Source organism: Sphingomonas sp. ABOLE (assembly GCF_003950455.1).
Lineage (GTDB): Bacteria > Pseudomonadota > Alphaproteobacteria > Sphingomonadales > Sphingomonadaceae > Sphingomonas > Sphingomonas trueperi.
Map to the genome: position 1 here is coordinate 159,265 of NZ_QQWY01000004.1, position 12,556 is coordinate 171,820.

At 67.1% G+C, this 12,556-nt stretch carries 11 protein-coding genes; 1 reads left to right on the forward strand and 10 read right to left on the reverse strand.

Features of this window, described 5'->3' with window-relative positions; genetic code table 11:
- Positions 1-23: 23 nt before the first annotated feature.
- From CA234_RS04265 to CA234_RS04295, 7 genes are read right to left on the reverse strand one after another with little or no spacing between them, the layout of a single operon-like run.
- Positions 24-1,247, reverse strand: coding sequence for a threonine synthase (locus CA234_RS04265; RefSeq protein ID WP_125976292.1), 1,224 nt, complete (start codon positions 1,245-1,247; stop codon positions 24-26).
- A gap of 43 nt (positions 1,248-1,290) precedes the next feature.
- Complete coding sequence (adhP, locus tag CA234_RS04270) at positions 1,291-2,316, reverse strand: alcohol dehydrogenase AdhP (protein ID WP_126000988.1); 1,026 nt, start codon at positions 2,314-2,316, stop codon at positions 1,291-1,293.
- A gap of 18 nt (positions 2,317-2,334) precedes the next feature.
- On the reverse strand, positions 2,335-3,855 hold the full coding sequence (locus CA234_RS04275) for an aldehyde dehydrogenase family protein (protein WP_125976288.1): 1,521 nt from the start codon (positions 3,853-3,855) through the stop codon (positions 2,335-2,337).
- Positions 3,856-3,913: 58 nt separating this feature from the next.
- A complete protein-coding gene (locus tag CA234_RS04280; protein ID WP_125976286.1) occupies positions 3,914-4,174 on the reverse strand; it encodes a hypothetical protein in 261 nt (86 codons plus the stop codon).
- Positions 4,171-5,040 (reverse strand): signal peptidase I, encoded by an 870-nt coding sequence (lepB, locus tag CA234_RS04285; RefSeq protein WP_241213231.1) that lies wholly within the window; start codon positions 5,038-5,040, stop codon positions 4,171-4,173. Before lepB ends, CA234_RS04280 begins: the two co-directional genes overlap by 4 nt.
- Complete coding sequence (locus CA234_RS04290) at positions 5,018-5,380, reverse strand: GntR family transcriptional regulator (RefSeq protein WP_125976284.1); 363 nt, start codon at positions 5,378-5,380, stop codon at positions 5,018-5,020. The genes lepB and CA234_RS04290 overlap by 23 nt, the downstream gene beginning before the upstream one ends.
- Positions 5,381-5,417: 37 nt before the next feature.
- Positions 5,418-5,999: a nitroreductase gene (locus CA234_RS04295; protein WP_125976364.1), complete on the reverse strand. Its 582-nt coding sequence runs from the start codon at positions 5,997-5,999 to the stop codon at positions 5,418-5,420.
- A gap of 130 nt (positions 6,000-6,129) precedes the next feature.
- Here CA234_RS04295 and CA234_RS04300 point away from each other — a divergent pair, with 130 nt between their 5' ends.
- Positions 6,130-7,923: a peptide MFS transporter gene (locus CA234_RS04300; RefSeq protein WP_126000990.1), complete on the forward strand. Its 1,794-nt coding sequence runs from the start codon at positions 6,130-6,132 to the stop codon at positions 7,921-7,923.
- A 98-nt stretch (positions 7,924-8,021) separates the two neighbouring features.
- Here the strand turns inward: CA234_RS04300 and CA234_RS25140 are convergent, their stop codons facing one another.
- The 3 genes from CA234_RS25140 to acs all read right to left on the reverse strand — a co-directional run bounded on the left by CA234_RS25140 (position 8,022) and on the right by acs (position 12,451).
- On the reverse strand, positions 8,022-8,156 hold the full coding sequence (locus tag CA234_RS25140) for a hypothetical protein (protein WP_277600108.1): 135 nt from the start codon (positions 8,154-8,156) through the stop codon (positions 8,022-8,024).
- Between the two features lie 188 nt (positions 8,157-8,344).
- On the reverse strand, positions 8,345-10,375 hold the full coding sequence (locus tag CA234_RS04305; RefSeq protein ID WP_206431082.1) for a M13 family metallopeptidase: 2,031 nt from the start codon (positions 10,373-10,375) through the stop codon (positions 8,345-8,347).
- Positions 10,376-10,513: 138 nt separating this feature from the next.
- A complete protein-coding gene (acs, locus tag CA234_RS04310; protein ID WP_126000991.1) occupies positions 10,514-12,451 on the reverse strand; it encodes an acetate--CoA ligase in 1,938 nt (645 codons plus the stop codon).
- Positions 12,452-12,556: the final 105 nt, after the last annotated feature.

Genomic DNA, 12,556 nt, shown 5'->3' on the forward strand with positions numbered 1-12,556 from the left:
TCAGGCAAAAGGGCTTCATCTCCTCACAACGCCGCCAGATCCCCCACCGCATCCTTGTCCAGCCACGTCCCCGCCTCCGGCAACGGGTATTTCAACCCGGTCGCGCAGTTGAACAGCACGGTCCGCTCCTTCGGATCGACCAGCCCGTCCCGCATCGCCTGCCGATAGGCCGCCAGCGTCGCTCCGCCCTCGGGGCAGAGCAGCAGCCCGTCCTTGCGCGCGCAGTCGTCCACCGCCTGCAGGATTGCGGGATCGCCCACCGCCAGCGCCCGCCCGCCGGACTCGCGCACCGCGCGCAGGATCAGGAAGTCACCCACCGCGCGCGGCACGCGGATGCCCGCCGCGACCGTCGCGGCATTTTCCCAGCGCTCGGCATGCTCCTCGCCCGCCTCGAAGGCGCGGACGATCGGCGCGCAGCCCGATGCCTGGACCGCATACATCCGCGGCCGCTTCGATCCGATCCAGCCGAGCCGCTCCAGCTCGTCGAACGCCTTCCACATGCCGATCAGCCCGGTGCCGCCGCCGGTGGGATAGAAGATCGCGTCGGGCAGCTCCCAGCCGCACTGCGCGGCGAGCTCCAGCCCCATCGTCTTCTTGCCCTCGATCCGGTACGGCTCCTTGAGCGTCGAGAAATCGAACCAGCGCCCCTCCGCCGCCCCGCGCCCGACGATCGCCCCGCACTCGTCGATCTGGCCGTTGACCCGGTAGACCCGCGCCCCCTGCGCGGCGATCTCGCGGACGTTCACTTCCGGCGTCTCTTCCGGGCAGAGGATCACCGTCTCGATGCCGCAGCGCGCGGCATAGGCGGCGAGTGCCGCGCCGGCATTGCCGTTGGTCGGCATCGCAATGCGCGTGACGCCCAGCTCGCGCGCCATGCTCACCGCCATCACCAGCCCGCGCGCCTTGAACGAGCCGGTCGGCAGCCGGCCTTCGTCCTTGACGATCGCACCCGGCCCCCCGGACTTGGGAATGTCGATCAGCGGCGTCTCGATCTCGCCGAGCGAGACGATGCTCTCCGCCCGCCGCACCGGCAGCAGTTCGCGCCAGCGCCACAGATCCGTCGGCCGCGCCGCCAGCGCCTCGCGAGTCAGCGCCGCGCCCACCCCCGCCAGATCATAGCGCACCAGCAGCGGCCGCCCGACGCGCGAGAGCCCGTGCAGCTGGTCCGCCGCATAGGTCTCGCCCGTCATCGAGCATTCGAGATGGGTGACGAAGCTCGGCCGCGCGGCCGTGAGATTGTCCTGCATGCGCGGCAGCTTAGGAACCGCCGCCGCCCCTGTCGATGGCGCTTCAGGCCATGTCGAGCACGATCCGCCCTTCGATCTCGCCCTTGCGCATCCGATCGAACACGCTGTTGACGTTTTCCAGGCGCTCGGTGGCGACGGTCGCATGGACCTTGCCCTGCCCGGCGAAATCGAGCGCCTCCTGCAGGTCGAGCCGGGTGCCGACGATCGAGCCGCGCACGGTGATGCCGTTGAGCACCGTGTCGAAGATCGAGAGCGGGAAGTCCCCCGGCGGCAGGCCGTTGAGCGAAACGGTGCCGCCGCGCCCGACCATGCCCAGCGCCTGCTGGAATGCCTTGGTCGAAACTGCGGTCACCAGCACGCCCCGCGCGCCGCCAATCGCCTTCTTCACGAATGCCGCCGGGTCCTCGTGCAGCGCGTTGACGGTCAGTTCGGCGCCCAGCTTCCGCCCCAGTGCCAGTTTGTCGTCGTCGATGTCGACCGCGATGACATTGAGCCCCATCGCCTTGGCATATTGCACCGCCATATGCCCCAGCCCGCCGATGCCGGAGATCGCCACCCAGTCGCCCGGTTTGGTATCCGTGACCTTGAGACCCTTGTAGACCGTCACGCCCGCGCACAGCACCGGCGCGATCTCCACGAAGCCGACAGTGTCGGGCAGGATGCCGACATAGTTGGGGTCCGCCAGCACATAGTCGGCAAACCCGCCATTCACCGAATAGCCGGTGTTCTGCTGGCTCTCGCAGAGCGTCTCCCAACCGCCCAGGCAGTGCATGCAATGGCCGCAGGCGGTGTAGAGCCAGGGCACGCCTACCCGGTCGCCTTCCTTCACATGGGTGACGCCCGCCCCCACCGCGGCGACATGGCCGACGCCTTCATGGCCGGGAATGAAGGGCGGCTTGGGCTTGACCGGCCAGTCGCCTTCCGCGGCGTGGAGATCGGTGTGGCACACGCCGCTCGCCGCGATCTTCACCAGGATCTGGCCAGGCCCCACCTGCGGCACCGGCACTTCCTCGATCACCAGCGGCTTGCCAAATTCGCGGACGACGGCGGCTTTCATGGTCTTGCGCATGGGATTCCTCTCCGCTTTTCAGAACAGGCCGCGCGCGGCGGTGTCGTAGCTGACCAGCAGGTTCTTGGTCTGCTGATAATGGTCGAGCATCATCTTGTGCGTCTCGCGGCCGAAGCCCGACTCCTTGTACCCGCCGAACGCCGCATGCGCGGGATAGACATGGTAGCAATTGGTCCAGACGCGGCCGGCCTCGATCGCGCGGCCGATCTGATAGGCCTGGATGCCGTTGCGGCTCCACACGCCGCCACCCAAGCCATAGGGGGTGTCGTTGGCGATCTCGATCGCCTCTTCCACCGTCTTGAAGGTGGTAACAGAGAGGACGGGCCCGAAGATCTCCTCCTGGAAGATCCGCATCTTGTTGTGGCCGACGAACACCGTGGGTTCGACGAAATAGCCCTGGTCGAGCGCGCCGCCCGGCAGCGCCCGCGTGCCGCCGGTCACGCACTCGGCAAGCTCGCTGCGCCCCACATCGATATAGCCGAGGATCTTGTGGAGTTGGTCCTCGGAGGCCTGCGGCCCCATCTGCGTGGTGGGGTCGAGCGGATCGCCGACCTTGATCGCGCCGACACGCTTGACGGCGCGCTCCATGAACGTCTCGAAGATCGATTCCTGCACCAGCGCGCGGCTCGGGCAGGTGCACACCTCGCCCTTGTTGAAGGCGAACAGCGCGAAGCCTTCCAGCGCCTTGTCGAGGAACGCGTCGTCCTCCTGCATCACGTCGGCCAGGAAGATGTTGGGCGACTTGCCGCCCAGCTCCATGGTCTGCGGGATCAGATGCTCGGCGGCGTACTGCATGATCTGGCGGCCGGTGGTGGTCTCGCCGGTGAAGCTCACCTTGCCGATGCGCGGATTGGCGGCGATCGCCCGGCCCACCGAGGCGCCCGGCCCGGTGACGATGTTGACCACGCCCGGCGGCAGGATGTCCGCGGTCAGCTCGGCGAAAAGCAGCAGGCTGAGCGGGGTCTGCGAGGCGGGCTTGATCACGGTGCAATTGCCCGCCGCCAGCGCCGGGGCGATCTTCCACGCCGCCATCAGCAGCGGGAAGTTCCACGGGATGATCTGGCCGACCACGCCGATCGGCTCCTTGAAGTGATAGGCGATGGTCTTCTCGTCGATCGTCGAGATCGTGCCTTCGGACGCGCGGACGCAGCCGGCGAAATAGCGGAAATGGTCGATCGCCAACGGCACGTCGGCGCCGCGGGTCTCGCGGATCGGCTTGCCGTTATCCATCGTCTCGGCGAGCGCGAGCAGCTCCAGGTTCGCCTCGAGCCGATCGGCGACTCGGTTGAGGATCAGCGCGCGCTCCTGCGGCGAGACGGCGGCCCAGCGCACCCGTGCGGCATGCGCGGCGTCGAGTGCCGCCTCGACATCGGCGGGCGTGGACTGGGCGATCTCGGCCAGCGGCCTGGTGTTGATCGGGCTGTGATCGGTGAACCAGTGGCCCTCGATGGGATCCACCCAGCGGCCGCCGATGAAATTGCCATAGCGGGCGGGCTGGTGCCCTTGCGTCCGCACGGTCTGGATTGCCTGTTCGAACATCGCTTCCTCCATCCGAAACCCTGTCGGCGGGAGGCATGCGCCCGGACCTGCGAACCCCCTATTCGGAGAGGTGCTTAGGGGAAGTACCCAATGACGCGGCACCGGCTTCTTCGCCAGCCGCCTCGCCCTGCTCGCGGCGCTTCTGCAGCGACTCGGTGGCCTCTGCCCGGGCAGGATCGAACAGATGCCCGAAGGCGAGGCCGAGCATCAGCGCCGCGGCACCCGCCTTGCCCCGCGTGCGGCCAAGGCCCCAGCGGACCAGCAGCGGTATCGCCACCACGATCGCCGCCGCGACGACCCATTGCAGCATCGTGCTCAATCGGCGTGCTTGGGCCGCAGGCTGGTGACGCTGCGGTCCCAGCGGATCGCGGTCACATAGGCGAGCGGGTTGAACCACGACCCCTCGCCGTCGAAGCTGTGCGTCACCAGTTCGGCGCGGCCGGCGATCGTCTCCAGCGGCACCGGACCGCCCAGCCCCAGTTCATCCGAACCGAAACGGCTGTCGGCGGACTGGTCGCGATTGTCGCCCATCAGGAACACATGGCCCGCGGGTACGGTGATCGGCCCATAATTGTCGCCGGGGCTGAGAAAACCGTTCGGCAGCATGGTGTCCCCCAGGTCGAGCACGTTATAGCTCGCCCCGTTCGGCAGCGTCTCGCGATAGAGCGGGGGTTCGCAATAGAGCTTGCCGTCCGCTTCCCGCGTACGGAACGCGGCGATCGGGCCCTCGTCGCACGGCACCGCCGCGTCGACCGGGATCCGGGCTCGCCCCTCGGCGACTCGCGGCACGGGTTTGCCGTTGAGGATCACCACGCCGTGGCGCACCGCCACCGTATCGCCGGGCAGCCCGATCACCCGCTTGATCAGATCCTCGCCGTCGCCGCGCCGGACGACGATGACGATGTCCCCGCGCGCCGGCGTGCCGCCGAACAGCCGCACGGGCGAAATGCTCTTGCCATGAACCATCAGCGAGGCCTGCGAGAAGCCATAGGGGAATTTGGTGGCGACCAGCCGGTCGCCGGTGCGCAGCGCGGGCATCATCGATCCCGAGGGGATGTAATAGGGCCGCGCCACCGCGCTCTGGAACAGGAAGAAGATGCCCAGCGTCGCCGCCCAGCCGGCCAGCGTGCGCTTCCAGCCCGGCTTGGGCTCGGCCATGGCCTCAGGCGATCTCGTGGCTGCCATCGAGCAGCGCGCGCGCATCGAGGCCGAGCAGCGCGATATGGTCCCTCACCCGCGGCCAGAAGCCGGTGAGGAAGCGTTCGCGCTCCGCCGTGCGCAGCCGCTCGACCGCACCGGGCACGACGAACATGCCGACGCCGCGGCGGACCTCGACATAGCCGTCGTCCTGGAAGCTCTGATAGGCCTTGGCCACGGTCAACGGGTTCGCGCCATGCTCGGCGGCGAGCGCGCGGACCGAGGGAAGCTGGTCCCCCGCGCGGTACTGGCCGCGCAGGATCGCCGCGGCGATGATCGCGCGCAGCTTGAGGTAGACCGGGCTGTCTTCGTGCTCCAGGGCTGTCATGCTGCCATAATACAGCAGATGCCCTTCGAGTCCATACTCAGGGATTCCACCGATGGACGATCTGGGACAGTTCGCCGCGCGGGCGCTCCTCGAGCGGACGGCCGGGCGTGCCGAGGAAGACGAAGCCGGCGATGCGCTGGCCCTCGCTGCCGAACAGGTCGCGCACCGCGTCGGAATAAGCAGGCCAGCCGGTCAGCCAGCCGCCGGCAAAGCCCATCGCGTGCGCGGCATGGAGCAGGTTCATGCAGGCGGCGCCTGCCGACAGCTCCTGCTCCCACAGCGGCACCTTGTGCGGCTGGACGGGGGCGGAGAGCACCACCACCAGCGCCGGTGCCTGCGTCGCGAACTGCGCGGCAGCCTCTTCGTCGCGTGCGGTGGCGTCGGGCTTTTCGGCGCGCAGGATCTCGACCAGCTTCAGCGCCAGCGCAGGCCGCGCGTCGTCCGGCACGATCACGAAGCGCCAAGGGGCGAGCTTGCCGTGATCGGGCGTCCGCGCAGCGATCGCCGCCATCTGGTCGAGCTGCTCGTCGCTGGGCCCCGGCGCCACCAGGTCGCGCGGCTTGCCTGATCGGCGGGTCTGGAGGAGGCGGAGCGGCGTGGCGCGATCGTTGAAGGTCATGCGCGCCATCTAGGGTGCTGTCCCGCCCCCGCCAAGCCGGGCGACTTTACAGCGGCGATGCAGGCTCTAGTCTGCGCGCCCATGCACCGGGCCCATGCGCCCGGATCCCACCTTTAGGACGTAAACCTGCATGGTCGACACACCCACTGCCGATTCCCCGGCAGAACCGGATATCTCCCACGTAAACCCCGCCGACGAAAAGACCTGGTTCGGCCATCCCCGCCAGCTGGCGCGCCTCTTCTCCACCGAGATGTGGGAGCGCTTCGGCTTCTACGGCATGCGGGCGCTGCTGACGCTGTACCTCACCCAGCATTTCCTGTTCGGTGATCGCGAGGCAACCGGCCTCTATGGCGGGTACACCGCCCTGGTCTATCTCACCCCGCTGGTCGGCGGCTATCTGGCGGACCAGTTCCTCGGCTCCAAGCGCGCGGTGAAGTTCGGCGCGATCCTGATGTCGATCGGCTATTTCGTGCTGTGCTTCGGCGGCCAGACCGCGACGCCCTATGCCAAGATCGACGGGCAGCGCTATGAAGTCGCAATCGAGAAGACCGCCGCGGGCGAGCAGCGCTATGTGCTCGATGCCGGCCACAAGCAGCTGATCAAGGGCAATGACGACGGCTCGATCACCCTCAGCGAGAATGGCCAGACGGTGCGCACCATCGCCAAGGGCGGGTTCGAATCCGAAGCCGATCGCAGCCCCTTCTACGTGATGGTGATGCTGATCGCGCTGTCGATGGTGTCGGTGGGCAACGGCTTCTTCAAGCCGAATATCTCGACCATGGTGGGCGAGCTCTACCGCCCCGGCGACAGCCGGCGGGATGCCGGCTTCACCATCTTCTACATGGGCATCAACCTGGGCTCGATGCTGTCGCAGGCGCTCTGCCCATGGCTGGCCGTCGCGGTCGGCTGGTGGGCGGGCTTCGGCCTTGCCGCCATCGGCATGCTCTGCTCCTGGGCGCTGATCCAGTTGGACGGGGGCAAGCTCAACGGCATCGGCGAACCGCCCGCCAAGGCCGCCACCGGCCGCCAGCAGATCCTGATCTATATCGGCGCGCTGTGCGTCATCCCGCTCTTTTATCTGCTCTACATCAACCTGATGGCGGCAGAGCCCGCGCCGGCCGGTTCGGGCCTGCTCGGCTATGTCGCGTCGCTGTCGCTGATGGGCAAGCTGCTGTTCGGCACCTTCCTGATCGGCGTACCGGCGATCCTCGTCTGGTCGTTCTTCGCGGGCGATCGCCGCGAGTTCCAGATGATGATGGCGGCGATGGTGCTGATCGTGTTCAACGTCGTGTTCTGGACGCTGTTCGAGCAGGCGGGCTCCTCGCTCACCCTGTTCGCCGATCGCAATACCAACCTGTCGATCTTCGGCTGGTTCACCATGACCGCAGGGCAGACGCAAAGCTTCAACGCGCTGTTCATCGTGCTGCTGGCACCGCTGATGTCGATGCTGTGGGCGGGCCTCGCCAAGCGCGGGCTGGAGCCGAGCATCCCGGTGAAGTTCGGCATCGCGCTGGTCGCGGTCGGCTGCGGCTTCCTGTTCCTGGTCTGGGGCGCCAACTGGGCCGACAGCAGCTTCAAGGTCTCGGTCTGGTGGATCGCCGGGCTCTACTTCATCCACAGCTTCGCCGAGCTGTGCATCTCGCCGGTCGGCCTCAGCATGATCACCAAGCTTTCGATCGCACGGATCGTCGGCATGATGATGGGCGTGTGGTTCCTGTCGATCTCGGTCGCGCAATATGTCGCGGGCGTGATCGCGCAGTTCGCCAGCGTCGAGACGGTGGGCGGCCAGGTGACCAATCTCAAGGTCAGCCTGGAGACCTATCTCAGCGTGTTCACGCTGATCTCGGAATGGGCGATCGGGCTTGGGCTTCTGCTGCTGCTGCTCAGCTGGCCGCTCAAGCGCTGGATGCACGGCGTCAAATAAGCACCGTCACCGAAAGAGGGACGGGGCGCCGCGGAAATGGGGGGACAGCGGCGCCCCTGTCGTTCGCCCGAGGGGGAGTAGGCGAACGAGTCTCGAAGTCAGGCCGCGAGCGGCAGAACGGCCAGCGCTTCCTGCTCGTTGGCTGCCGCAAGCGCGCGGACATTCGCCGGAATCAGCTGGCCCGTAGCAGCCATACGGCGATGGGCGAAATAAAGCGCGATCAGCGAAAACATGACTACCTCGAAACAGCTTTGCTGCAATGCAGCGCGGGCGCCGCATCTGGTTGTCGTCGGCTGAGTCCGCAACTGCAAAGCCCCTCCGCCACAGTTGCAGTCGCTGCAAGTGCGAACGTTTTCTCTCGCAGAATGCAAAAAGGCCCGGCATCGCTGCCGGGCCTTTTCCGTAAAGATACGGGGTGCGCTTACCAGATGTGCACGCGCTGCTCCGGTGCGAGGTACAGCTTGTCGCCCGGCTTGATGTCGAACGCCTTGTACCAGGCATCGACGTTACGAACGATGCCGTTGACGCGCGCAGTCGCCGGCGAGTGCGGATCGGTGAGCAGCTGCTGGCGCTGCGCATCCTCGCGCACCTTCACCCGCCAGGCCTGGGCATAGGCCAGGAAAAAGCGCTGGTCGCCGGTCAGCCCGCCGACCGGCTTCGCCTTGCCGTGCTTCGCCTGATACTTCTGGTATGCACCGTACGCCGCCTCGACGCCGCCGAGATCGCCGATATTTTCGCCCAGCGTCAGCCGGCCGTTGATCTTGGTGCCCGGCACCGGCTCATAGGTGTCGTACTGGCCGGCCAGCGCTTTGGTGCGTGCGGCGAAGTCTTCCTTGGCCTTGGGCGTCCACCAGTTCTCGAACTTGCCGGTGGGGCCGAACATGCTGCCCTGATCGTCGAAGCCATGGCCCATCTCATGGCCGATCACCGCGCCGATTGCGCCGTAATTGACCGCCGGATCGGCATAGGGGTCGAAGAAGGGCGGCTGCAGGATCGCCGCCGGGAAGGTGATCTGGTTCGACAGCGGGTTATAATAGGCGTTCACCGTCTGCGGCGTCATCGCCCACAGGCTGCGATCGACCGGCTTGGGGAAGCGCGACAGCGCCAATTGATGCTCGAACTCCCCCGAGCGCATCACGTTGCCGAGCAGATCGCCCCGCTCCACCTTGAGCGCCGAATAGTCGATATACTTCTCCGGATGGCCGATGCGCGGCTCGAACGCGGCGAGCTTGGCGAGTGCGGCCTTGCGGGTCGCGTCGTCCATCCAGGTCGAAGCCTCGATCCGCTCGCGATAGGAATCGCGTAGATTCTCGATCAGCTCGGCCATCTGCTTTTCGGCTTCGGGCGGATAATATTTGGCGACATAGGCCTTGCCCACCGCCTCGCCGAGCGCGCCGTTGACGATCTGCACGCCGCGCTTCCAACGCTCGCGCTGTACCTGCACGCCGGACAGCGTCTTCGAATAGAAGTCGAACCGCGCCTGGTCGAACGCCTTGGGCAGATAGGTCGCGTGATCGCTCACGAAGCGATAGGCGAGATAGTCCTTCCACGTCTGCAAGGGCGTCGCAGCGAAGATCTTGCCCAGCGCGATCAGCGCGGTGTTCTGGGTCATCAGGATCTGCGGCGAACTGTCCAGCCCGGCAGTCTTCAGCATCAGCGCCCAGTCGAACTCGGGCGCCTTGGCGGTGAGCCCGGCGATGGTCTGCGGGTCGTTGAGCTTGGCGATGTCGCGGCTCTGCTCGGGCGACCACTGGACCTTGGCCATCGCGGTCTCGAGCGCGACGATCGCATCGGCCTTGGCGCTGGCATCGGGGATGCCCGCCAGTTCCTGGATCTTCTGCACATAGGCGCGATAGGCGGTGCGCGCCGCATCGAACTTCGCGCCCTGGTTCAGAAAATAGTCGCGCGGCATGCCCAGGCCGCCCTGGCCCACCGCCGCGGTATACTTGGTCGGATCGGCGAGGCTGGGGGTGATCTCCACCTCGACCGGCGTGGCATAGCCGACGCTGGCAAACAGCACCTGCAGCGCGCCCTTGTCCTGCACCGCCGCGATGCGGCCGAGATAGGGCTTGAGCGGCGCGGTGCCGCGCGCCTCGATGCCGGCCTCGTCCATCCAGCTGGCGTAGAAATCGCCGACCTGCTTGCCGCTCGCGCCGTAAGCGGCAGGGTTCTTGGCCATGTCGTCGAGCAGCGCGCGGACATTGTTCTCGGCGGCGAGCGCCAGATCGACGAACGGACCGGCCGAGGTGCGGTCGGCGGCGATCTCGGTGCGCGCGGCCCAGCCGCCATTGGCGAAGGTCCAGAAGTCATCGCCGGGCTTCACGCCCGCCTGCTGCGCGGTCAGGTCGACGCCGAAGCTGCCATATTTGGGCTTGCCGCCCTGGGCGAGCGCAGGCGACGCGACGAGCAGCGCAACGGCGCTGGTCAGCAACAAGGAACGACGCAATTTCATGATGTTAGGCTTCCCCACCACGGTGTGTGTTAGGCAAGTGTAACGGGGGGTGCGGGGCGTCGCAATGGAATTTTGTTACAAGCGAAACTGTACGCATGGGCATTCCCCCTCCCGCGGAGCGCGGGAGGGGGAGCCGGATCACCCAACTCGGTTGGCGACCAGATCGTCGACCACCGCGGGATCGGCCAGCGTCGAGGTGTCGCCCAGGCTACTCACATCGCCCTCGGCGATCTTGCGCAGGATGCGGCGCATGATCTTGCCCGAACGGGTCTTGGGCAGGCCGGGGGCGAACTGGAGCGCGTCGGGCGTGGCGATCGGGCCGATCTCGCCGCGCACCCAGTCGCGCAGCTCCTTGCGGAGCGCCTCGCTCGCTTCCTCGCCGGCATTGAGCGTCACATAGGCATAGATGCCCTGCCCCTTGATGTCGTGCGGCATGCCGACCACGGCCGCTTCGGCCACTTTGTCGTGGAGCACCAGCGCGCTCTCCACCTCGGCAGTACCCATGCGGTGGCCCGAGACGTTGATCACGTCGTCCACCCGGCCGGTGATCCAGTAATAGCCATCACCGTCGCGGCGGCATCCGTCGCCGGTGAAGTATTTGCCGCGATAGGTGGTGAAATAGGTCTGGAAGAAACGCTCGTGATCACCCCAGACGGTGCGCATCTGCCCCGGCCAGCTCCGCGCGATGACGAGATTGCCCTCGGTGGCACCTTCGAGCAGCGCGCCGTCGCCGTCGACCAGCTGCGGCTCGATACCGAAGAACGGCATCGACGCAGACCCCGGCTTGAGCGCGGTGGCGCCCGGCAGCGGGGTGATCATGTGACCGCCGGTCTCGGTCTGCCACCAGGTATCGACGATCGGGCAGCGCCCCTCGCCCACCACGTCATGATACCAGCGCCACGCCTCCGGGTTGATCGGCTCGCCGACCGAGCCGAGCAGCTTGAGCGACGTCCGGCTGGTCGCGGTGACGTAGCCGTCGCCTTCCTTCATCAGCGCGCGGAGCGCGGTGGGCGCGGTGTAGAGGATCTCGACCTGGTGCCGATCGACCACCTGCCACATGCGGCCGGCATCGGGCCAGGTCGGCACGCCTTCGAACATCAGCGTGATCCCGCCATTGGCCAGCGGGCCGTAGACGATATAGCTGTGCCCGGTGACCCAGCCGATGTCCGCCGCGCACCAATAGACCTGCCCCGGCCGGTAGTCGAACACCACCTCATGGGTGTACGCCGCCCACAGCAGATAGCCGCCGCTCGAATGGAGCACGCCCTTGGGCTTGCCGGTCGAACCCGAGGTGTAGAGGATGAACAGCGGGTCCTCGGCACCCATCGGCTCGGCTGGGCAGTCGGCGGAGACCTTGGCGGCCGCCTCGTGGTACCAGAGGTCGCGGCCGGGTTGCATCACGACGTCGCCGCCGGTCGCCTGCACGACGATGACCTTTTCGAGCACGGGCGCATGCTTCTGCGCAGCGTCGACATTGGCCTTGAGCGGCACGCGCTTGCCGCCGCGCCGGCCCTCGTCGGCGGTGATGACGATGCGGCTGTCGCAATCGACGATGCGGCCGGCGAGGGCCTCGGGCGAGAAGCCGCCGAACACCACCGAATGGATCGCGCCGATCCGCGCGCAGGCGAGCAGCGCCACCGCCGCCTCGGGGATCATCGGCATGTAGACGGTGACCCGGTCCCCCTTCCGCACGCCTTCCGCCTTCAGCACATTGGCGAAGCGGCAGACCTGTTCGTGGAGTTCGCGGTAGGTGATCCGGCGCGGATCTTCCCTGGGATCGTCCGGCTCCCACAGGATCGCAGTCTGGTCGCCGCGCGTCGCGAGATGGCGGTCGAGGCAGTTGGCGGCGACGTTGAGCTTGCCGTCGGCGAACCAGCGAATGCGGAAATCGGCCTCGTCGAAGGACCAGTCGCCGGCAGTGGCCGGCGGGACGATCCAGTCGAGCCGCCGGGCCTGTTCCAGCCAGAACCCGTCCGGATCGGACAGCGACTGGGCGTGGAGACGTTCATACGCTGCGGCATCGACGCGGGCGGTCTTCGCCCAGCTTTCCGGCACCGGATACAGATTCTCGCTCATCAAGACCCCTCCTGGTCGGCGGGCATCTAGGAGCGCAAGGGGTGGCTAGGCAAGGCACCCGACGTTGCAACATCGTTACATTTTGCGAACATATTTCAGTGGAAG

Excerpts from the sequence above, each read along its gene's own strand:
- CA234_RS04275 (WP_125976288.1), bottom strand. The coding sequence starts at position 3,855 with ATGTTCGAACAGGCAATCCAGACCGTGCGGACGCAAGGGCACCAGCCC.
- CA234_RS04290 (WP_125976284.1), bottom strand. The coding sequence starts at position 5,380 with ATGACAGCCCTGGAGCACGAAGACAGCCCGGTCTACCTCAAGCTGCGC.
- adhP (WP_126000988.1), bottom strand. The coding sequence starts at position 2,316 with ATGCGCAAGACCATGAAAGCCGCCGTCGTCCGCGAATTTGGCAAGCCG.
- CA234_RS04265 (WP_125976292.1), bottom strand. The coding sequence starts at position 1,247 with ATGCAGGACAATCTCACGGCCGCGCGGCCGAGCTTCGTCACCCATCTC.
- CA234_RS04305 (WP_206431082.1), bottom strand. The coding sequence starts at position 10,375 with ATGAAATTGCGTCGTTCCTTGTTGCTGACCAGCGCCGTTGCGCTGCTC.
- lepB (WP_241213231.1), bottom strand. The coding sequence starts at position 5,040 with ATGGCAGCCACGAGATCGCCTGAGGCCATGGCCGAGCCCAAGCCGGGC.
- CA234_RS25140 (WP_277600108.1), bottom strand. The coding sequence starts at position 8,156 with ATGTTTTCGCTGATCGCGCTTTATTTCGCCCATCGCCGTATGGCTGCT.
- CA234_RS04295 (WP_125976364.1), bottom strand. The coding sequence starts at position 5,999 with ATGACCTTCAACGATCGCGCCACGCCGCTCCGCCTCCTCCAGACCCGC.
- acs (WP_126000991.1), bottom strand. The coding sequence starts at position 12,451 with ATGAGCGAGAATCTGTATCCGGTGCCGGAAAGCTGGGCGAAGACCGCC.
- CA234_RS04300 (WP_126000990.1), top strand. The coding sequence starts at position 6,130 with ATGGTCGACACACCCACTGCCGATTCCCCGGCAGAACCGGATATCTCC.